General features: G+C 72.9%; 18 protein-coding genes and 1 pseudogene. 4 read left to right on the top strand and 15 right to left on the bottom strand.

Features of this window, described 5'->3' with window-relative positions; translation table 11 throughout:
• The 5 genes and pseudogenes from ACIRS1_RS05445 to ACIRS1_RS05425 all read right to left on the bottom strand — a co-directional run.
• Nucleotides 1–1046: pseudogene (locus tag ACIRS1_RS05445) on the bottom strand (hypothetical protein); the annotation flags it as partial.
• Between the two features lie 30 nt (nucleotides 1047–1076).
• Entirely contained in the window at nucleotides 1077–1235 is a 159-nt protein-coding gene (locus tag ACIRS1_RS05440; protein ID WP_402837731.1) for a DUF6760 family protein, read from the bottom strand.
• On the bottom strand, nucleotides 1232–1639 hold the full coding sequence (locus ACIRS1_RS05435; protein WP_402836986.1) for a hypothetical protein: 408 nt from the start codon (nucleotides 1637–1639) through the stop codon (nucleotides 1232–1234). The genes ACIRS1_RS05440 and ACIRS1_RS05435 overlap by 4 nt, the downstream gene beginning before the upstream one ends.
• Nucleotides 1636–2094 carry a phage tail protein gene (locus tag ACIRS1_RS05430; protein ID WP_402836984.1) on the bottom strand — a complete coding sequence of 153 codons (459 nt, stop codon included), beginning with the start codon at nucleotides 2092–2094 and terminating at the stop codon, nucleotides 1636–1638. The genes ACIRS1_RS05435 and ACIRS1_RS05430 overlap by 4 nt, the downstream gene beginning before the upstream one ends.
• Nucleotides 2095–2168: 74 nt before the next feature.
• Nucleotides 2169–3686 (bottom strand): phage tail sheath family protein, encoded by a 1518-nt coding sequence (locus ACIRS1_RS05425; protein ID WP_402836983.1) that lies wholly within the window; start codon nucleotides 3684–3686, stop codon nucleotides 2169–2171.
• A 216-nt stretch (nucleotides 3687–3902) separates the two neighbouring features.
• On the opposite strand from ACIRS1_RS05425, the gene ACIRS1_RS05420 reads away from it, so the two are divergent.
• On the top strand, nucleotides 3903–4466 hold the full coding sequence (locus tag ACIRS1_RS05420) for a Pvc16 family protein (RefSeq protein ID WP_402836981.1): 564 nt from the start codon (nucleotides 3903–3905) through the stop codon (nucleotides 4464–4466).
• 67 nt (nucleotides 4467–4533) lie between these two features.
• Nucleotides 4534–6582 (top strand): transglycosylase domain-containing protein, encoded by a 2049-nt coding sequence (locus ACIRS1_RS05415; protein WP_402836979.1) that lies wholly within the window; start codon nucleotides 4534–4536, stop codon nucleotides 6580–6582.
• Nucleotides 6583–6677: 95 nt separating this feature from the next.
• Here ACIRS1_RS05415 and ACIRS1_RS05410 read toward each other — a convergent pair whose 3' ends face one another.
• A complete protein-coding gene (locus tag ACIRS1_RS05410; RefSeq protein WP_402836977.1) occupies nucleotides 6678–7094 on the bottom strand; it encodes a hypothetical protein in 417 nt (138 codons plus the stop codon).
• Nucleotides 7095–7536: 442 nt separating this feature from the next.
• The gene (locus ACIRS1_RS05405; RefSeq protein ID WP_402836975.1) at nucleotides 7537–9369 is read right to left on the bottom strand and encodes a hypothetical protein; all 1833 of its coding nucleotides are present in this window, start codon (nucleotides 9367–9369) and stop codon (nucleotides 7537–7539) included.
• Nucleotides 9370–9758: 389 nt separating this feature from the next.
• Here ACIRS1_RS05405 and ACIRS1_RS05400 point away from each other — a divergent pair, with 389 nt between their 5' ends.
• Nucleotides 9759–10817, top strand: coding sequence for an alpha/beta hydrolase (locus tag ACIRS1_RS05400; protein ID WP_402836973.1), 1059 nt, complete (start codon nucleotides 9759–9761; stop codon nucleotides 10815–10817).
• Between the two features lie 90 nt (nucleotides 10818–10907).
• Here the strand turns inward: ACIRS1_RS05400 and ACIRS1_RS05395 are convergent, their stop codons facing one another.
• From ACIRS1_RS05395 to ACIRS1_RS05385, 3 genes are all read right to left on the bottom strand, one after another.
• Complete coding sequence (locus tag ACIRS1_RS05395) at nucleotides 10908–11672, bottom strand: hypothetical protein (protein ID WP_402836971.1); 765 nt, start codon at nucleotides 11670–11672, stop codon at nucleotides 10908–10910.
• Nucleotides 11673–11825: 153 nt separating this feature from the next.
• Complete coding sequence (locus ACIRS1_RS05390) at nucleotides 11826–13169, bottom strand: D-alanyl-D-alanine carboxypeptidase family protein (protein WP_402836969.1); 1344 nt, start codon at nucleotides 13167–13169, stop codon at nucleotides 11826–11828.
• 57 nt (nucleotides 13170–13226) lie between these two features.
• A complete protein-coding gene (locus ACIRS1_RS05385) occupies nucleotides 13227–13571 on the bottom strand; it encodes a WhiB family transcriptional regulator (protein ID WP_402836968.1) in 345 nt (114 codons plus the stop codon).
• Nucleotides 13572–13892: 321 nt separating this feature from the next.
• Here ACIRS1_RS05385 and ACIRS1_RS05380 point away from each other — a divergent pair, with 321 nt between their 5' ends.
• The gene (locus tag ACIRS1_RS05380; protein WP_402836967.1) at nucleotides 13893–14309 is read left to right on the top strand and encodes a roadblock/LC7 domain-containing protein; all 417 of its coding nucleotides are present in this window, start codon (nucleotides 13893–13895) and stop codon (nucleotides 14307–14309) included.
• 369 nt (nucleotides 14310–14678) lie between these two features.
• Here the strand turns inward: ACIRS1_RS05380 and ACIRS1_RS05375 are convergent, their stop codons facing one another.
• The 5 genes from ACIRS1_RS05375 to ACIRS1_RS05355 all read right to left on the bottom strand — a co-directional run bounded on the left by ACIRS1_RS05375 (nucleotide 14679) and on the right by ACIRS1_RS05355 (nucleotide 19285).
• Complete coding sequence (locus ACIRS1_RS05375) at nucleotides 14679–14972, bottom strand: hypothetical protein (RefSeq protein ID WP_402836965.1); 294 nt, start codon at nucleotides 14970–14972, stop codon at nucleotides 14679–14681.
• Nucleotides 14973–15142: 170 nt separating this feature from the next.
• On the bottom strand, nucleotides 15143–15733 hold the full coding sequence (locus ACIRS1_RS05370) for a GTP-binding protein (protein ID WP_402836963.1): 591 nt from the start codon (nucleotides 15731–15733) through the stop codon (nucleotides 15143–15145).
• Entirely contained in the window at nucleotides 15714–16130 is a 417-nt protein-coding gene (locus ACIRS1_RS05365) for a DUF742 domain-containing protein (protein WP_402836961.1), read from the bottom strand. The genes ACIRS1_RS05370 and ACIRS1_RS05365 overlap by 20 nt, the downstream gene beginning before the upstream one ends.
• A 70-nt stretch (nucleotides 16131–16200) precedes the next feature.
• Nucleotides 16201–16641, bottom strand: a complete 441-nt coding sequence (locus tag ACIRS1_RS05360) for a roadblock/LC7 domain-containing protein (protein ID WP_402836959.1) — start codon at nucleotides 16639–16641, stop codon at nucleotides 16201–16203.
• On the bottom strand, nucleotides 16634–19285 hold the full coding sequence (locus ACIRS1_RS05355) for a nitrate- and nitrite sensing domain-containing protein (protein WP_402836956.1): 2652 nt from the start codon (nucleotides 19283–19285) through the stop codon (nucleotides 16634–16636). The genes ACIRS1_RS05360 and ACIRS1_RS05355 overlap by 8 nt, the downstream gene beginning before the upstream one ends.
• Nucleotides 19286–19293: the final 8 nt, after the last annotated feature.

Here is a 19293-nt window from a genome sequence, read left to right as displayed (position 1 = left end):
GGGGCCGTCGCGGCGGGCCGGGCCGGGGCGTGCGGCAGTGCCGGGCCGGCGGTGGGAGGGCCGGCCGGGGCGGCGGGTTCGGGGTCGGAGCCGGGGGAGGGCTGTTCGGTGGCAGGGGTGCGGCGCTCCCGCGTGCGGTGCTGCCGGAGCGCGTGCGATTCCCCGGCGTCCGGGGCGGGGCCGGCGGTCCGGGGGGCCGGTGCGTGGGGGGCGGTACCCGGTGGCGGGGTGGACGCACCGCCGGTGCCCGGGTCCTTGGCGCCGTCCTCGTCCTGCCCCCGGCGCCGGCTCTGCCCGAGGGTCGGTCGGGGCGGCCGGACCAGGTCGCGCCGTACCGCCGGTGCGGAAGGCTCCGGTGCCGACACCTCCGCCTCGGTCGGCAGACCGGGCAGCAGGAAGGCGGACAGGTCGAGCGGCATCCCCACGCCGGCCGTCATCCCGCTCATCCACGCCGGGGTGGCGGGCTCGGCGGCCACCCGGGGCTCGCCCACGGACGCCCCGTCGGCCGTGGTCAGTGACTGCCGCCGACCGGCCGCCCCGCTGACGGGCCGGGCCCGGCGGGCCCGGCCCGTCAGCGGCAGCGCGGAGGGCTCCGACTCGGGCGGCGTCGTCGCACCGCGCTGCCCGTCCGAGTCCGGCGGCCCCTGCGGCTGCCCTTCCGGCCGTCCTTCCGGTCGGCCGGATGCCGGCTCCGGCCGCGCGGCCCGGGTCACGGGCGCCGTCAGGCCCGTGACCGTGCCGATCGGGCGGTGCACGGCGACCGGCGCCGCCGCGCCCGCCACCGTGGGGCCGACCGGCCGCGCGGTGACGGGGGGCTGGGCGGCGGTGAGTGCGCCGACCCCGGTGGAGGTGGCCCGCAGCGGGGCCGTCCGCGTCCAGGCCGGCGGACCGGCCGGGGCGCGCGGCGCCGCCCGGTCCGGCACCGGTGCGTCGACACCGGGTGCGGGGACCGGGGCGGTGCCGTCGGGCGCCGACGCCCGGGGCGTGGCACCGGAGGGACCGGCGGGCGCGGCCGGGCGGCGCCTGCCGCGGAAGGGCCAGAGCATGGAAGGGGACTCCAGAGGGTGCGGGCGGGGTCAGTCGTCTTCGGCCAACTGACGGTGGATCCGGCCGAGTTCGTCGATGACCCGGCGGCGGACGGGGTGTTCGAGGTCGAGGATCGACTCGAAGGACCAGTGGAGGTAGTACGCCACGTAGGCGACCTCTTCCCAGAGGCGCCCGGTGGCGTACGTCAGCGTTCCCCCGGGGCATCACCGGCCACGTCGACCGTGAAGTCGTGGCCGCAGGAGGGGCAGGAGACATCGGCCTCGGTGTGCCCCTCCTGGTTGATCCGCCGGTAGAGGTCCTGGAGGAACGCCAGGTCCGAGGCGAAGAGGCCCTCGATGACGTAGCCGCCCACCTCGGGCAGCGAGCCCAGGGAGACCACCGTGCGCTCCAGCAGCAGCACGGTCAGGTAGGCGGGGTTGGAACGGACCCGGTGGTCGGACTGCGGGGCGATCTCGTCACGCGCGGTGGCGAGCCGCATGACACCCGAACGGTGCACCTGGCCGCTGCCGTCGACGTAACCGCGCGGGAGCGTGAACGGGTACTCGGAGCACAGACCCTCCACCTGCCCGCCGGGCTGCACGGGGGCCGTCACGGCGCCACCCGCTGGATGTGCTCGCAGACGATGGTCACCGTCTCCATCAGGACCTCGCTCGCACCGGCCTTGAGCGCACCGATCTCCAGCTTGGCGGGCCAGGCGTGCGACAGGTAGTAGCGGGCCACCGGCTTGCCGTCGAAGCTGTACATCACCAGCGAGCAGCTCTTGCGGGCGCCGACGATGTTCCCGGCGAGCACCGTCTGGTGCCAGGCCCACAGCTCCATGCCGGAGGTCTTGCCCCGCTTGAGCACCACCGTGGGCGGCTTCGCCTTGCCCGGCAGCTTCTTGAAGATGACCTCCTTGTCGGAGGACGCCAGGTAGTCGACCGGCTCCACCTCGGTGGTGATGCCGGACAGTTCGGAGAACGAGGCGATCTCGTAGCCGTCGATGGTGATCGAGAACCGTGCTGCGGTCAGCGCGTCCTGGGCCTGCTGGGGGCCGAGTCCGGACACGGAGAGCTCCTTTCAGTGGGTGGGCCACCCGCGGGCGGCGGAAACGGGACAGGGGGAGGGGGAGTCGGACGGGGCTACTCGTCGAGCGAGGAGCCGTCCGCGAACTGCGAGATCCGGAAGACCACGAACTCGGCCGGCTTGACCGCGGAGACACCGACCTCCACGGTCAGGACCCCCTGGTCACGGCTGTCCGACGGGTTGTTCTCCTCGTCGCACTTGACGTAGAAGGCACTGTCCGCGGTCGTCCCGTAGAGCGCGCCGTCGCGCCACACCCCGCGCAGGAACATGGTGATGGTCCGCTTGACCGAGTCCCACAGCTTCGGGTCGTTCGGCTCGAAGACCACCCAACTGGTGCCCTGGAGGATCGACTTCTCGATGAAGTTGAACAGCCGCCGGACGTTCAGGTAGCGCCACTCCGGGTCGCTGCTGAGCGTGCGGGCGCCCCAGATCCGGATGCCCTGGCCGGGGAAGGCCCGGATGCAGTTGACGCCCAGCGGGTTCAGCCGGTCGTGCTCGCCGCGGGTCAGCGCGAGCTCGAGCGAGAGCGCGCCGCGCACCACCTCGTTCGCCGGCGCCTTGTGGACGCCCCGGGTGTCGTCGCTACGGGCCCAGACGCCCGCGACGTGACCGCCCGGCGGCAGCAGGGCGGGCTTCCCGGAGACCGGGTCCAGCACGTTCAGCCACGGCCAGTACAGCGCGGCGTACTTGGAGTCGTAGCCGGCGGTGTCCACCCGCCAGTCGCGCACCTGCTGGGCGTTCAGGCCCTGCGGCGCGTCGAGCACCGCGACCCGGTCGCCCATCAGCTCGCAGTGCGCCATCATCGCCAGCTGCACGGCCTTGACACCGTCCTGGTCCAGCAGACCCCGGCGGTGGCAGGACATCAGGTCCGGGACGACCAGCATGGTGATCTCGTCCACGGCCTCCAGACCGGCGATGCCGGTGCGGGTCGCCGCGGAGCCGATGAACACCTCGGGGTTGACCTGCTCCGGGGAACCGGAACCCGTCCCGCCGATGAGGCGGACCTCACCCGCCGCCGGCACCGCCGCCGGGTCCACCCGCTCGGCCGCGACCAGCCGCGACTCGCGGCGCAGCACGTCGGCGACCTGCCGCGGACCGTCCACGACGGTCAGCCCGTCGTGCGCCTCCACCGGGCGGCCGCTGCGCTTGACCACCAGCCGGAAGGCGCCCTCGGAGAGCTCGGAGCACTCCACGCTCAGCGCGTTGCCCTCCTGCCCTGCCGCCAGCGCGCGCACGGTCAGCGCCGGGCGCCGGCCCGGGCCGACCGGCGGCACCTGGGCGCTCGCCGCCCGGGCCGGCTCGTCCGGCTGGAGGTCGGGCAGCCGGACCACGTAGGCGGCGCCGCCGCCGTTGAGGAAGTAGCCGTACACGCTGTGCGCGAGGTACGAGCCGTCGACGAACTCGCCGAAGGTCTGCGAGAACTGCGTCCAGTTGGTGACCAGGGTCGGCTCGTTGACCGGCCCCTGCGCGGCGAACCCCACGAAGGCGCAGACCGCCGTCCCGACGCCCTCGATGGGCTTGGAGCCGGACGAGACCTCTTCGACGTAGACGCCGGGTGACAGATAGCTGGGCATGGGACCTCCGGGGACGGCTGGGGCGGGCACTGTCGCTGTCCTGCGATCGTGCCGCGGCCGGGGTGCGGGCTGCACCGGCGATCGGGCGGCCCACCGGATCCCCCCGGCGGCCTCCCCGGGCAGCCCCCGCGCCTGCCCGAACGGACGGCGGACGGGGCCCGGCAGGCCGTCCGCGCGGCCCCCCGCCGGAGCACGGGGCCGGGCAGGCTGGCCCGCATGCTCGCCGACGCCTCCGCCTCCCTGGCCGCACTGCTCCGCACCGCCCCGCCGGGGCCGCCGGCGGTCACCGCCGAGCCACCGGGCACCCCCGGCCCCGACCGGTCCGGGCACGAGGAGGGCCTCGGCCTGCTGCCCTTCCACACCGCGGAGGAACCGCACGGCCGCTCCGCGGAGTGGAGCGACGTACGCGGCCCCGACGGCAGGGTGGTGGCCCGCCGCCCGCCGGTGCGCCGCTACCGCGTGCACTTCCTGCTCTGGGCGTGGGCACCCACCGCGCAGGGCCGGCTCACCCTGCTGTCGGCGGCGATGACCGCGCTGGCCGCCACCGAGACCCTCCCCGCCGGACTGTGCGCGGGATCGCTCGCCGGCCTCGGCACGCCGGTGCGGCTGACCGTCGCCCCGGCCGACAGCGCACCCGGCCGCCTCGCCGAGGTCTGGGCCGCGCTGGGGCGGCCGGCGGAACCGGCCCTGGAGGTCGTCCTGGCCGCGGACCTCGTCCCGGCGGACGTACCCGTGGACGGCCCGCCGCTGCGGGTGGACCTGCGCACCGGGCCGTCCTGACGGCGCCGCCACCGGGCCGGCCGAGCGGCCGGCCCGCCCACCAGCCGACCCGACCGCAGGAGAACCCGTGTCCCACCCCCGCCGTCCCCGTGACGGATCCTTCCTTTCCTGCCTCAGGCGCTTCACCGGCGCCAGCGGCGTGGCCGGCATCGTGGTGGCCGCGCTGCTCGTGCCGCTGGTCGGCGGACTGGGGCTGGGAGCCAAGATCACGCTGGCCGAGGCCGACAGCCTGCCCCCGGCCCTGCTCAGCCCGCAGATGTCCCAGGCGTCCACCGTCTACGACGCCGACGGCGGCGTGATCGCCACCGTCTTCGACCGGGACCGCACCGTGGTGGCGAGCGACCGGATCAACCCGCTGATGAAGGCCGCCCTGGTCGACATCGAGGACAACCGCTTCTACCAGCACGGCGCCATCGACCCCAAGGGCATCCTCCGGGCGGCCGGTGAGAACCTGATCAAGGGCGGAGTCGCCGAGGGCGCCTCGACGCTCACCCAGCAGTACGTGAAGAACGTCTTCGTCGACCAGGCCGGCGACGACCAGAGCGCGGTGCGGGCGGCCCAGGCCCAGACGATCGCCCGCAAGCTCCTGGAGCTCAAGTACGCGACCAAGGTCGAGCAGACCCTGACCAAGGACCAGATCCTCACCAACTACCTCAACATCACCTTCTTCGGCGAACAGGCCTACGGGATCGAGTCCGCCGCCCAGCGCTACTTCAGCACCCACGCCGCCGACCTCACCCTCCCGCAGGCCGCCCTGCTGGCCGGACTCGTGCAGTCCCCCACCAGGTACGACCCGATCATCAACCCCGACAACGCCAAGGAACGCCGCGACACCGTCCTGGACAAGATGGCCCAGTACGGCACCGTCACCCAGGCCCAGGCCGACCAGGCGAAGAACACCCCCGTCCAGCTCGACGTGACCAAGCCCAAACAGGGCTGCATCACCGCCCAGGGCGGCGAGGGCTTCTTCTGCGACTACGTGCGCCACGAGGTCCTCAGCGACCCGTCCTTCGGCGCGAACAGCACCGACCGCGCCGCGCTGTGGAAGCGCGGCGGACTGCAGATCCACACCACCCTGGAACCCGACGCCCAGGCCGCCCTGCAGAAGTCGCTGGCCGGCCACGTCTACGCCAGTGACAAGGCCGCGGCCTCGATGACGGTGGTGCGGCCCGGGACCGGCGAGATCGTCGCGATGGGCCAGAGCCGCCCCTACGGGACCGGCAAGGACCAGACGCAGATCAACCTCAACGTGGACAAGGCGATGGGCGGCGGCCTCGGCTTCCAGCCCGGCTCGACGTTCAAACCCTTCGCCGCCGCGGCGGCCCTGGACAAGGGCATCCCGCCCTCCCGCTCCTACCCCTCGCCGTACAGCATGACCTGGCCGGCCATGAAGGACTGCGCCGGCCACCGCTACCCCGCCTCCGGCCAGGTGCACAACGACAGCACCTCCCTGGTCGGCCCCTTCACGATGGCACCCGCCCTCGCCGAATCCGTCAACACCTACTTCGCCTCCCTGGAGGCCGACACCGGCCTGTGCCAGGTCGCGACGATGGCCGGCAAGCTCGGCCTGACGCACCGCGCCAACGGGGACAAGCTCAGCGTCGTCCCGTCGATGGTGCTCGGCGCCAACGAACAGAGCCCGGTCACGATGGCCGCCGCCTACGCGGCCTTCGCCGCCCACGGCACCTACTGCACGCCGACCGCGATCAGCTCGGTCACCACGGGCGACGGCAAGAAGCTCCAGCTCGCCACCAACCGGTGCACCCGAGCCATGAGCAGCCAGACCGCCGACACCATCTCCACCATGCTCAAGGGCGTCGTCGACGACGGCACCGGCAGCAAGGCCGGGCTCTCCGACCGCCCCAGCGCAGGCAAGACCGGCACCACCAACGACGACAAGCAGGTCTGGTTCGTCGGCTACACCCCGGAGCTGGTCGGCGCCGTGGCGATCAGCAACACCGACCAGCTGCGCACCCTGGACGGGCAGAGCATCGGTGGCAAGCGGGTGGGGATGGCCTCCGGCGGCGGCCTGGCCGGCCCGATCTGGCGCGACACCTTCACCGCCGCACTCAAGGGCACCCCGGTCACCCAGCTGCCCTCCGTGCAGCTGAACTGACGGAAGGCGCGACGGCGGCCGGACCCGGGGCCGCGTACTGTTCGGGCCCCGCACCACAAGTGGTGCGGGGCCCGAACAGTACGCGGACTCCTCGGTCAGTGGGACCGGCGGCTCCCCGGATGGCCGGTCAGGACGCGGCCGTTGTCCCAGGGCGCCCGTCCGGATCCCGTTCCTCCGGGCCGGTCGCTCGCCCGGGTGTGCACCAGCCCGCAGCAGTACTCGATGAACGGCCAGTACGCGGCCTCCCCGCGGTGCTCGTCCAGGGCATGCGCCCGCTTCGCCAGTTCCCCGGCGGTGTCGTCGTCGAGCCAGTCGTCCAGACCGCGCCGGATGTCCCGGATCCCGTAGGCGTCCCACCAGTCCGGATCCTCGAACACCAGCCGGCCGAGGTCCTTGCTGACCTCCCTGATGCGGTCGGTGAGGACCCGGGAACACTCCGGGCCGTCGACCCCGCAGGGGGGAGGGCTGAGGAACTCGGTCACCAGTCCGGCTGTCTCCTCGTCGATCGACACTGTCGGTTCCTTCCAGATCGTCAGCGCCGCCTGAGGGAGCGGCGCACCGTTGACATGCAGGTACAGGTCGTTGCCGAACCGGCGGCTGTGAACATCGTGGCCGTAACATCCGTGTCCCGGCGGCTGTTCGTCGATGTCTCGCCCCGAAGGCTCTCGTCGGGATCGAGCACGTCGGGGAGTCCGTGGACGGTTCGCTCGGCCGGTCACGCCCGGATCGCAATGGTGTCAGCATCAGGCGGCTCGCCAAGGAACGAAGAGGCCCGCGTTGCCGCAGAAAGGGAGCAACGCGGGCCAGCCGCCAAACCGATGGCGAGGAAGAGGGCGCCAGGGCCCCCTTCCTCGCTGATCCGTCAGATGTCTGCCGGAGGAATCGCCAAGGCGGGATCTCCGAAGCGAAGCATCATCAGGTGGCGGAAGTGGTGCCGGGAAATCTGGTGACCCCCTAGTCCTTCTCGTCCTCATCCCCCTTCAGGTTCTCGATCCGATTAATTGCGATGACGGCATTCCCCAGCTCGCGGAACGTGGATTCCGCTGCAGGTCCCATCGCCCTGCGCTCGACCCTCGCTACGGCGGCATCGCGGATCTTTGCGGCGGCCACATCGTGGACGTGCATCTGGGCTACCTCGGGTACGACACCATTGGCAAGGCCGACGGCTGCCTGAACCTTCCGGGCCTCCTCGGTGTAAGTCCGGCCGGCCTTGGATCCGTCGCGGTACTTGCCGCCGTAGTTCACGGAGGCATCCCCCCAAAGGAAGCCATGCTCGGTGAGGAAGGCTGCACTGTCTGACAGATTGTGCTCGAATGGCTTGTAGTGACCGCTCGACGGGTCAATCGAAACGATGTACTGGATGGTGGCGTGGCCTGATTCCGTCTTCACATATTTCTTGGAAATCTCACACATCCCGGCTCCCCGGACCGGCATGCCGTCGGCGCTGCTGCTGTGCCGAATCATGAATCTGACTTTAGGTGCCTTGTCGGCCGAGAAATCGGCCCACGTGAGTCCCTGGTTCGCAAAGGCTGCCAGGTTCGGATCCTGGGTCGACTGATCGGTGAACGCCGCCACCTGGTCGCTGAAAACGAAGAGGTTGTCGCTGCCGTCGAGCACCCAGCCGTAATATCCGTCGGCCAGTGCAATCCCGCCTACCGTGAGAACGTCTCCCTCTCGGACCACCTTGCGGCTCTCGATGGTGCCGCGATCGAAATAGACAACGGACTTCTTGTCGAATTCGATGTATGCTGGATCCATTTCCTTAAGGTCGCCGACGTGGTGAGCCGGCCCCGTGACCTTGGTGTCCCCAAGGGATGAGGAGCTATCCCCGACCTTCCCGGTGGCGGCTGGGATGTGCAGCTCCTCCAGGGCCTTGTCGGCGATACGCCTCCGGGTCCTCTCGAAAAGGCCTGCTTCTGACTCCTCGTCGGAGCTGTCGGCGGGCGGCCCATCGGAATCGATCTCGTCGGAGCTGTCGGCGGGCGACTCATCGGAATCTTTGACCTCGCCGGAGCCGGAGCCGGAGCCCTCGACCTCGCCGGAGCCGGAGCCCTCGACCTCGCCGGAGCCGGAGCCGGAGCCCTCGACCTCGCCGGAGCCAGGGCCGGAGCCCTCGACCTCGCCGGAGCCAGGGCCGGAGCCCTCGACCTCGCCGGGGCCGGAGCCGGAGCCGGCGCCGGAGCCCTCGACCTCGCCGGAGCCCTTGACCTCGCCGGAGACCCCGATGGAGACCTCGGCCTCGATCTCGAGATCATGTTCGTCGAGCCCGATACCGGCGACCTCGTCGTCATCGCTGTACGAGCCCGAACCGGCGTCTTCAGAGCCGAACGAATCGTCGGAGTCTGAACCGGCATCGTCGCTGTCGAGGGAGGAGCGTCGTCCCTCGGTGGTGTAGTCGTAGAAGTTGGAATCGGACGTTTCGAAGCCGTAGCCGTCGCTGTTCTCCGACGTCCCGTAGCCGTCCTCGGTGCTTTGGAGGAAGTCGCCTTCCATCTCGCGGACATATTCATGGGTCCATGAATTCCATAGGTTCATGAATGCCGTGACATCCCTGCCGAGCTCCTGCTGTGCCAGGTACCCGAGGTTGTTCAGCGAGTTGGTCCACTCCTCGTGGGAGATATTCTGAATCCGATCCTCGATCCAGGCTGCGAGGCCGTCCCATGTGACAGCGGCTTCAATCAGCGTGTTCTGGCTATCGATTTCGTCGAGGATGAGAGCCTTGATCTCATCGGACCTGAAGGCATGGTCGAGGGTGTCCCATTTGAAGTCATCCTGGTAATCGAACACTCGTAGTCTCCCTGTGTGGAAATTTCACCATGAACGTGTCCGGGTGGATCGATCGATTCCCATTGGTCTGGCCCTGGGCAGGGCTTGGGGGAGTTTCCGGATCGAGCCCCGATCTTTCTCGCGTGCTTGAACTCTAGGGCGTGGGTGGAATGCGGAGTGTGCCTCAAGAGGCATATGGGCGGGCCGGCATCCCCGTTTAGCGGGGAAGCCCGGTGGGTCGTTCGGGCCGCCCCGGGTCCGCAGCTCGACGGGCGTGGTCTCGAAAGAGGGCGGCGATTCCGCCGTTGCATCCACCGATCGGACCAGGTCGTCCACGGACGGAAGGCGGCAGTGTGGGTTGATCACCGAGTCCCGTCCCGCGGAGTCGGTCCCGCAGACGGGGAGGGCGGATGGATCTCGACAGCAGGACGTTCCTGGTGGCGCTCGCCGCCCTCGTGCTCGCCGCGGTCTCGGCGGCCGCGGTGCACTGGCCGCGCCTGGGCGGCAGGACACCGGCGCACGCCCTGGGACGCGTCCTGGTCCTGGCGCTGTGCCAGCTTTTGGCGGTGGCCCTGGTGCTGGTCAGCGTCAACGACCGCTACGGCATCTACACCTCCTGGCGTGACCTGTTCGGCAAGGGCTCCTCGTCGCAGCCGACGTTCCAGCCGGGGGACCCCCGGCGCTACGGGAACGGCTCGCTGGCCCTGGAGCCGGCCGCCAACGGCTGGCAGCAGGCCACCCTCAACGGGGTGCACTCCGGTCTGTCGGGGGCGGTCTACGTCTGGCTGCCGCCCCAGTACACCCAGCCGCAGTACGCCAAGTACCGCTTCCCCGTGCTGGAGTTGCTGCACGGGGTGCCGGGGGCGCCGGAGAACTGGACGAACGGGTTCAACGCGGCCGGCGCGCTCGCCGCCGACGTGGCCGCAGGTCGGGCCCAGCCGTTTGTGCTGGTCGCGCCGGCCATCACGTTCAACGGCCAGGACACCATGTGCAGCGACGCACCGGGCGGCCCGAAGATCGACACCTGGCTCACCCTGGACGTGCGCACCGCCGTCCAGTCCACGCTTCGGGTCTCCCCCTCGGCCGACGGCTGGGGCCTGCTCGGCATCTCCACCGGCGGACTGTGCGCCAGCAAGCTCGCCCTCCAGCACGCCGGCGAGTACCGCGCGGCAGCCAGCCTGGCGGGCGACGCGGCCAACACCTCCACGCTGCTCGACCATCAGCAGCGCGACGCCAACAGCCCCCTGTGGCTGCTCGCCAACCGGCCCGCGCCCAACGTGGACCTGCTGCTCGCCGCCTCCCGCGAGGACGCCACCACCGCCGCCGACGCCGAGGCCCTGGCCGCCGCGGTGAGCCCCCCGACCACCGCCACCCTGATGATCCAGCCGACGGGCGGCCACAACCCCGGCGTGTGGAACGGCATGCTCCCCGGCGTCTTCACCTGGCTCAGCCGCGTCCTGACGGCCTGAGCCGGCATGCCGAGCCCGCGGGGAGCCATGCTCCTCGCGGGCTGCCGTGCTGCGCGCCCTCCGTGCGTCCGGGGCCGGGCGGAGGCGGGCCTACAGGTCGTTGATGGCCTGGGGGTCGATGCGGATGACGTGGGCGGGTCCGGCGGCGTCGAAGGCCTGGTAGCTGCGGCGGTAGTGGGCGACGTTGTGCGCGTCCACGAAGGGTTCGGCGTCGGCGGTGGCGGCCTGGGCGATCAGGCCGGTGTGCAGCTGGTTGGTGCCCGTGGTGTTGAAGGTGACGACCAGGTCGCCGGGTTGGGCCCGGGAGGGCTGGTTGCCGAGGTCGCTGCCGATGCCGAGGTCCATCAGGTAGTCGTAGAGGTTGCGCTCGCCGCTGACGGTGGAGATCAGCAGGAGGTCGTACTGCTTGCCGTTGGGGGCCCGGTAGTGGGCGTAGGCGTCCTGCGGGTCGCCTGCCGTCAGGCCCGGTACCAGGCCGGCGTCGGCGAGTGCCCGGGCGTCGAACTCGGCGCACTGGAAGTCCGGTTGGAAGGTGCCGTTGCCGACCTTCGGCGAGTCGGTCTGCCAGGTCGACCAGTTCCAGTGGGTGTCCGCGTACCGGACCGCGATGTCCCGCCAGTCGGCCGGTACCCGTGGCTGCACGGCGGGGGCTGTGGCCTGCGCCGGGGCGGGTGTGACGGCGGGAGCGGGGGACGAAGCCCGGGTGGCGGAGGCCGTGGCCTTGGCCGGGGCGGGTGCGGTGTCGGCCCCGAGGGCGAGGACGCCTGCGACGGCGAGGACGGCGCCGCCGGCGGCGAGCGTGGTGCCCAGGCCCACGGCGGCGGTGTGCAGGGGGGAATTCGACGGGAATCGCATGACGCACTTCCGGATCTGCGGGTGATCGGTCTGCCGCCGGGCGGCATCCTGCAAGGCTGACCCGCCCGGCGGGGCGGGGAGGTCAGCCGATCGGGTGACCTGGTGGGTGGTGGCCGCACGGCGTCCGGTATCGAAGGGCCGTGCAGCGGGGAGTCAGAGTCGGGTCAGCCGCGCGATGAGGGACGGTGCGCAGAAGTCGCGCTGCAGGGCGACCGGGACGGTCACGGCGCCCGGCCCCCGTCCGACCGTCACCGTGCCGACGACGGTTCCCGCCTTCGCCGTGTGCGGCAGGGGCGTGGTGCCGGCGAGGCTGATGTCCAGGTGCTGGCCGGGCAGGGTGGTCACGGGGGCGTCCCCGGTGGCGACGACCGGTGTCCGGTCGCCCAGTTCGTCGTCGAGGTAGCCGACGATCTCGCCCTTCCTGACCGCGACGCTCCGGGTCAGGGCGTCCCCGACGGCGGTGATGACCTTCTTGCTGTTGGCCAGGACGAGGGCGAGGCTGTCGGCGCCGTTGGGGTCGCTGCCCTGGGCGTGCTGGTCCAGCATGGTGCCGAGGACGAGCTGGTCCGTCCCGGCGACCGTCCGGTCGGCCGCCCAGCTGAGGGCCCCGCCCGCCGCGCTGGTCGAGCCGGTCTTGATGCCCTGGACGCCGAGCCCGGCCACGAGCAGGCGGTTGCTGTTGACGATCCGCTGGGGAAGGCCGGGGATGGCGGCGTCGGGCGTGGCGACGACCTGGCGGAATGCGGCGGACTGCATGACCGCCTGGGCGAGTTTCAGCTGGTCCACCGCGGTGCTGACCGTGCCCGGGTCGAGGCCGCTCGGATCGGTGTAGGTGGTGTCGGCCATTCCGAGGCTCCGTGCGGCGTCGTTCATCTTCCGGACGAAGGCCGTCTCGGAGTCGGAGCCGGTGTCCCACCGTGCCAGGAGCCGGGCGATGTTGTTGCCGGAGGGGATCATCAGCATCCTGAGCATGTCCTGCTCACCGAACTGCTGCCCTGCCGTGAGCCCGGTGATACGGGACTCGTCCGGGCGGGTGCCGTCCTGGACGGCCTTCGCGTCGACGCCGATCTGCGGGCCGGTGTCGGACAGGTCCTTGAGCGGGTGGTCCTGCAGGATGACGTAGGCCGTCATGACCTTGGCGACGCTGGCGATGGGCACGGTCCGCTGCTCGCCGAAGGTGCTGACCACGCCGGATCCGGCGACGGTGACGGCGGCCTGCCCGCGGTCCGGCCACGGCGGGGTGAAGGCGGTGCCGGGAACGGTGAACGACGCCGCCGCGCGGCCGGTCACCAGGGCGGGGTGCGGGAGTGGCCGGGCCGCTTGGACGCCCCCGAGGGCGGTCGTCAGGACCGCGGCCGCCACCCACCAGGCCGTCGCCCCGGGCCGGCGCCACAGGCGCGGCTTCCGGGGCTCCTCGGCCGGTGGCCGTGCCGGGACATCGTCCCTCGGGGCGGTCGGCGTGGTCGCGAGGTCGGTGTCGGGAGGGCCGTCGGCCATCGGTCCGTGCTCCTTCGGGTGGTCCGGTGTGCACATCGCCACGGTGCTGACGAGGAGTCAGTAGGCCTTTCGGCGACCGCCGCGGCCGGAGGTCAGGAGGGTGGCCTGGGCCCGGACGTTCTGGCGCCGGCGAGGGCTGGTGCCCGGTGCCGAGCGCCGGGCCCGGTCGGTCTCGGACTCGCCGCCCCAGACGCCCCATTCGGCGTGGGTGCGCGCGTACATCAGGCAGTCCGAGCGCACCGGGCAGGCCGAGCAGACTTCCACGGCCCGCTTGGCGCCGCCCGGTTTGTCGGGGCCCTCGCCGAAGAACACCTCGTCCGGGTCGATGGTGGGGTCGGCGCAGGGCAGCAGGCCCCACCGCTCGGTCGGGGGAACGAAGTTCGGAGTCGTGCACTGCGTCATGGGCTGATCCGGGAACGTGTCGGTCTGGATGGTGCGGAGGCGGCGCTGACGGTGTTGCGGTCGCGGCTCCGGCCTCCAGTGTCGTCAGCCGGGCGGGCCGGTGGGTCCTCCGTCCGGTCGTCCTCGGGGCCCGGAGGCCGGGCCGGGCCGGGGGAGGCCCGCTTCCTCCGATCGGGGGAGCCCGGCTGCCCCGGCCGGATCGGCCCGCTGAAGGAGGCGGTGGTGGCGGCGCGGTGGCCACAGTAGGAGACGGCCGTCGTGCGTGTGGGCGCGGCGGCCACCGGCCGGTGACGGCCGGGCCCGTCGACATCTGGAGGTCGCGTGAACCAGCTCAAGCCAGCCGAGGGCGAGTTGGACCGGTTGACCGCGGAGTTCACCGAGCGGACGGCCGGGGTGGAACGGGCGGTGGTCATCTCGTCCGCGGGGCTGGCGCTCGCCTCGGACCGGACGCTCTCCCGGGACGGCGTCGACCGGCTGGCGGCGGCGGTGAGCGGCCTCGCCTCGCTGGCCGGTGCGGCGGCACGGATCTTCGAGGGCGGCAGGCCCGGGCAGACCGTGGTGGAGATGGAACGGGGTTTCCTGTTCCTCGCGCCGATGGACCGCGGTGCGACGCTGGCGGTGACCACCGGTCGCGGGGCCGACCTCGGCCTGGTCGGCTACGAGCTCGCCGTCCTCGCCGACCGGATCTCGGCGCCGCTGGTCGAGTCGCTCAAGGCCAAAGCCCGGGAGCGGATCTGAGCCGGCCCCGCGGCACGGCCCCTACCGTCCTGACCCGCTTGTGGGGGGCCGTGAAGCCGCGGTGGCGTGTGGCGGCCGGGTTGGTCTGCCTGGCGCTGGGGGCGGTCACCTGCTGGTGGGCCGCCTCGCACGGGATCGCTGCCCCCGTGTCCCCGGGCGTGTTGAACCGGGGCCTGCGGTGAGGGCCGCAACCACTCGCCGAAGGCCGGAACCAGTCGCTGAGGGCCGCAGCCACCCGATGAAGGCCGTAACCAGTCGCTGAAGGCCGGAGGCCGCCGGGTCGAGGCCGGAACCACCCGATGAGGACAGCAGCCGCCCGGGACCGCGTGGCCCCGGGCGGCTGCGCGTGCGCCGCCGCCGTCACGGCCGTCAGCCGCCGGACTGTCCCCGCTCGAGCGCCCGACGGTGCCCCGCCGTGAGCATGCCGGGGGGAGAGGGCGCGGAGGCCGCCCCGGCGGACTCGTCCAGCCCCGGCGGGCAGAGGCCGAAGGCGATCCACTCCGCGACCAGGGCGCTGTACATCGGCGTCGGGTCGCCGCGCCGGCCGGACGTGCCCGCCGACACGACGGGCTCACCGGCTCCGTGGGGGAACAGCGCCTCCAGGCCGGTCCTGCCGTGCGGCCCCGGTGTGCCGGAGCCGGTCTCCAGGGGGAAGCTCTCCACAGCGGTTCCTCTCCACGTGACCGCACCGGCGGACCCGTGCGGTCGGCGCCGGGCGTGTGCGGCCTGACGGTCAGGTCACCAGTCCAGCCCAGGCGCGGCCGGTGCGGCAGCGCCGACCGGGCAGCGCGGCGGGCAGTCTTGCGGCCCGCCGCAGCCGACGAGCCGCCCCGTCACTGGCAGCGCATCAGCAGGGCGTGCTCCACCAGGCCGATCAGCGCGGAGACCACCTCGTCGCGGTGCCGGGCGTCCGCCGTCACCACCGGCACCTCCGGGCCGAGCCCCAGGGCCCCGCGGACCTCCTCGGGGCTGTGGGCGCTGTGCCCGTCGAAGGGGTTGAGGGCCACCACGAAGGGCAGCCCCTTGTCCTCGAAGTAGTCGACGGCGGGGAAGCAGTCGGGCAGCCGACGGGTGTCGACCAGCACGACGGCGCCGACCGCCCCGCAGGAGAGGTCGTCCCACAGGAACCAGAAGCGGTCCTGCCCGGGCGTGCCGAACAGGTACAGGACCAGTTCCTCGTCCAGGCCTACCCGGCCGAAGTCCATCGCCACCGTGGTGGAGGTCTTCCCTGACACCCGGCTGGTGTCGTCGATCCCGAGGGAGGCGTCGGTCATCCGGGCCTCCGTGCGCAGCGGTGCGATCTCGGAGACGGTGCCGATGGCGGTGGTCTTGCCCACGCCGAAGCCGCCCGCGATGATGATCTTGGCGGAGCTGGTGGGCCGGGCCGCTAGGACGGCGGCCGGGTCAGAGGTTGCGGAGTCCACCGAGAACCCTTTCCAGGAGCAGTGTGTCGGGCTGGCCGGTCGTCGAGGCGACGGTCTGTTCGATGACCACCAGGCCCGCGCCGGCGAGGTCGGCCACCAGGATCCGGGCCACGCCCAGGGGAACGGACAGGAGTGCCGCGATCTCGGCGACCGAACGGGGCTCGCGGCACAGCCTCTGGATGGCGTGGTGTTCCGGGCCGAGCGCGTCCCGCTGCGCCCGCTGTGCCCGGTGGGTGCCGCGGGGCGGCTCGTCCGCCCCGGCGGTGGTCGACACCAGCGCCTCCAGCGCGAGGTGGAGGTCCGGTCGGGTCCGGCCGCGGGTGAGGGCGTACGGGCGGGGCCCGAGCGGGAGGTCCTCGTGGTGGCCGGGTGGGCCGGTGCGGGGGGAGTCGGGCATGCGTGTTCCTAGCTCGCGGGGGGCGGGGCCGCCGGGCCGCCGCACCGGTGGGTGCGGCGCCCCGGCGTGGTCATCGGGCGAGGGGTCCGGTGGCCTGGTGGGCCCCCGCTCCCGTCGTCCGTGGTGCCGGGGCCAGTGCCGCGCCGGCCCGGCGGGCCAGCCGGGCACTCTGGTAGCCGAGCAGCGCGAGGTCGCAGTCGTCCGTGGCGAGGACGGCGAGCAGGGCGCCGTGCGTCAGCGCGGAGACCAGCAGGCAGCCGCCGCCGAGGTCGACCAGGGTGCGGTCGGCCCGGCCGCCTTCGACGACCTGGGCACAGCCGTCGGCGAGCGAGGCGACGCCGCAGGTGATCGCCGCGAGCCGGGTGTCGCCCTCCGCGGCGGCGTCGCCGCCGCAGGCGAGCAGTACCCCGTCGCTGGACACCACGGCGGCCCCCAGGACCTCCGGGTTCTCGTCGGCGAACTGGACGATCAGCCAGTCGAGGTCGGTGCCGGCGGTCGACGGGTCAGTCATCCCGGCCGTCCTCGTCCGCGGCGCGGGCGGTGCCGTGCTGGAAGCCGTTCAGCCGGGAGCGGATCTGCTCGGGGGCGCGGAGCGACGACGCGCTGTCGCCGGGCTCCACCGTCCCGGGGAGCAGGTGGGCCCGCGGGACGCGGCGCGGCAGTGCGCCCGCTTCCTCCCCGTCGCCCGCGGCGGGGGCCGTCGGCAGGGGCCGTGCCTGCTCCGGGGCGGTGGCCCGGTTGCGCGGCGGGCGCCGCTCCAGCGCCGGCTTGCCGTTCTCCGGTGCCGGTGCCGGTGCCGGTGCCAGCGCCGGGGCCTGGACCGGGGCCGGTGCGACGTGGACCTCCGGGACGCGGTCGACGGCAGCCGCCGTGAGGCCGGTGGGCGGCTCGGCGCCGGTTCCCGCCGGGCTCGTGAGCGGGCCCGGGGGCGGTCCCGCCGGGACGCCGGCGCCGGTGGGCGCGTCGCTGTCGTGGGGGCCGGCGGGCGCCTCGGCGGGCCCGTCGGCACCGCCCGTCTGGGGCCGGGGGATCGCGGCGTGGCGCGGTCCCCGTTCGGCCGTGGCGGCGCCGGGCCGCTGCGGGGTGACCTCGGGAAGCACGCTCCGCAGTGCGGGTTCGAGTGCGGTCTCGTGCCCGGTGCCGGCGGTGACCCGGCCGGTCTCCAGCAGGGCGGCGGGCAGGGCGACGACGGTCGAGGTGCCGGGTGCGGCGGCGCGCAGCAGCACTTCGATGCCGTGACGGTGCGCCAGCGTGCCGACCACGTAGAGGCCCAGGCTCTCCGAGAGCTGCACGTCCAGGGAGGGTCCGCTGATCAGGTTGGCGTTGGCCTGGGTGAGCTGGGCCGGGCTCATGCCGATGCCCCGGTCGCAGATCTCCAGCATCAGTCGGCCGTCGGGCAGCAGCTGGCCGTCGACGGTGACCTCGGTCTGCGGGCTGGAGAAGGCGACGGCGTTCTCCAGCAGTTCGGCCAGCAGGTGCACCACGTCGCGCACGGCGCCGCCGGTGATGCGGACGTCGGGCAGCCGGTGCGTGGTGATCCGCTCGTACTGCTCGACCTCGGAGATCGCCGCCCGCACGGTGTCCAGCAGGGCCAGCGGCGCGGCGCCCCGGGACGCGGGGTCGGCGCCCGCGAGCACCAGCAGATTCTCGCTGTTGCGGCGCATCCGGGTCGCCAGGTGGTCGAGCTGGAAGAGGCGGCCCAGCTGGCGCGGGTCGACCTCGTCCTGCTCCAGGGTGGCGATCACCTTCAGCTGGCGCTGCACCAGGGCCTGGTTGCGGTGGGAGAGGTTGCGGAAGATGGCGTTGACGTTCTCGCGCAGCCTGACCTGGGCGCCGGCGAGCTCGACCGCCTCGTGGTGCAGCCGGTCGACCGCGCGGCCGACCGCGCCGATCTCGTCCCGGGTGCCGGAGGACACCGCGGTGACCTGCGGGAGGCCGTCCCGGCCGCCGTCGGCGGTCAGTGCCTGCACCTCCTCGGGCAGGCGCACCTCGGCGACCTCCACGGCGCGGGTCTGCAGGTCGCGCAGCCCCCGCACGATGGAGCGGGAGACCAGGAAGGCCAGGGCGAGCGCGCCGATCAGCAGCAGCCCCGCCACCAGGGCGTCCGAGAGCGCCTGGCGGTCGGCGTCGTGCCGGCTCTGGGCGGTCTGGGCGACGAGGCGCTGGCCGACCTTGTCCTCCAGGGCGTTGAGCCCGTTGAGCTTGGCGGTGAAGCCGTCGTACCAGCCGGAGGGCAGGGCGTCGTCCGGCAGGGTGTCGTGGGGCGCCCCGATCGTCTTGCTCATCGCCTGGTTGGCCAGCTGGGCGGAGGGCTGCGCGAGCAGCTGCTGGAAGGCGGCGACGTCGGCGGCGTTGGCGTTGAGCCGGAACTCCTGCTGCGTCATGTCCTGGATCCGGGCGGAGGACAGCAGGGCGGAGCGCTGTTCGATGGTCAGCTTGCCGCTGTCCGACGCGTTGGCGATCAGCGCGCGCTCGCTCCACACCATGGCCGTGTGCAGCGCCAGGGTGTACATCGCCCAGCCCTGGCCGTTGGTCTGGTTCTGGTCGCCGCTCAGCTCGTTGGTGATGCCGAGGATCGGCATGATCGCCCGGGTGTAGTCCGAGCTCAGCTGGGAGGGGCTGGTGGAGCCGACCTGCTGGCGCACCTGGGGCAGGGTGGCCAGTGCGGCGTTGACCGCGTCCAGGTGCTGGCCGAGCCGGTCGGACTGCGGCATGGCCTTGGCCTGGGCCTGGAAGGCCGCCGCCGCGCCCGAGGTCCGCTCCTCCTGGCTCTGCAGGGCGCCGTTGCCGCCGGCGGCCTGGGCCCGCGGGTCGATCAGCAGGTCCCGTTCGTGCTGCAGGTTGTTGATGAGCTGGATGCCGGACTGGCTGAGCTGGGCGATGCGGTGGAGGTGGTCGTACTGGTCGGCCCGGTCGAGGGCGTCGCCCACCCGTAGGCCGGCCAGCGCGGTGGCCGCGATCAGCGGGATGGCGAGGACGGCGGCCATCCGGTTGCGGACCCGCAGGTTGCCCAGCATCCTCGGGCCGGACCGCGGGCGCGGTGGTGTGCCGCCCGCCTGGGAGGAGCTCCCCAGGTCCGGCCCGGCGGGGTCGGCGGGGCGGTCGGGGGAACGGCCGAGGGCGTGGTGCGGGCTCGGGCGGGACAGTCGGAACACAACAACTC

The sequence above is a fragment of the Kitasatospora sp. NPDC101176 genome (assembly GCF_044768035.1).
In the GTDB taxonomy this organism is placed as follows: Bacteria; Actinomycetota; Actinomycetes; order Streptomycetales; family Streptomycetaceae; genus Kitasatospora.
The sequence above is the reverse complement of the archived record's forward strand: the minus strand, read 5'-3'. Positions and strand labels throughout refer to the sequence as shown.

Bases quoted from the DNA above. Each gene is read 5' to 3' on its own strand.
- ACIRS1_RS05425 (WP_402836983.1), bottom strand. From the start codon at position 3,686: ATGCCCAGCTATCTGTCACCCGGCGTCTACGTCGAAGAGGTCTCGTCC.
- ACIRS1_RS05420 (WP_402836981.1), top strand. From the start codon at position 3,903: ATGCTCGCCGACGCCTCCGCCTCCCTGGCCGCACTGCTCCGCACCGCC.
- ACIRS1_RS05400 (WP_402836973.1), top strand. From the start codon at position 9,759: ATGGATCTCGACAGCAGGACGTTCCTGGTGGCGCTCGCCGCCCTCGTG.
- ACIRS1_RS05395 (WP_402836971.1), bottom strand. From the start codon at position 11,672: ATGCGATTCCCGTCGAATTCCCCCCTGCACACCGCCGCCGTGGGCCTG.
- ACIRS1_RS05390 (WP_402836969.1), bottom strand. From the start codon at position 13,169: ATGGCCGACGGCCCTCCCGACACCGACCTCGCGACCACGCCGACCGCC.
- ACIRS1_RS05385 (WP_402836968.1), bottom strand. From the start codon at position 13,571: ATGACGCAGTGCACGACTCCGAACTTCGTTCCCCCGACCGAGCGGTGG.
- ACIRS1_RS05365 (WP_402836961.1), bottom strand. From the start codon at position 16,130: ATGCCCGACTCCCCCCGCACCGGCCCACCCGGCCACCACGAGGACCTC.
- ACIRS1_RS05360 (WP_402836959.1), bottom strand. From the start codon at position 16,641: ATGACTGACCCGTCGACCGCCGGCACCGACCTCGACTGGCTGATCGTC.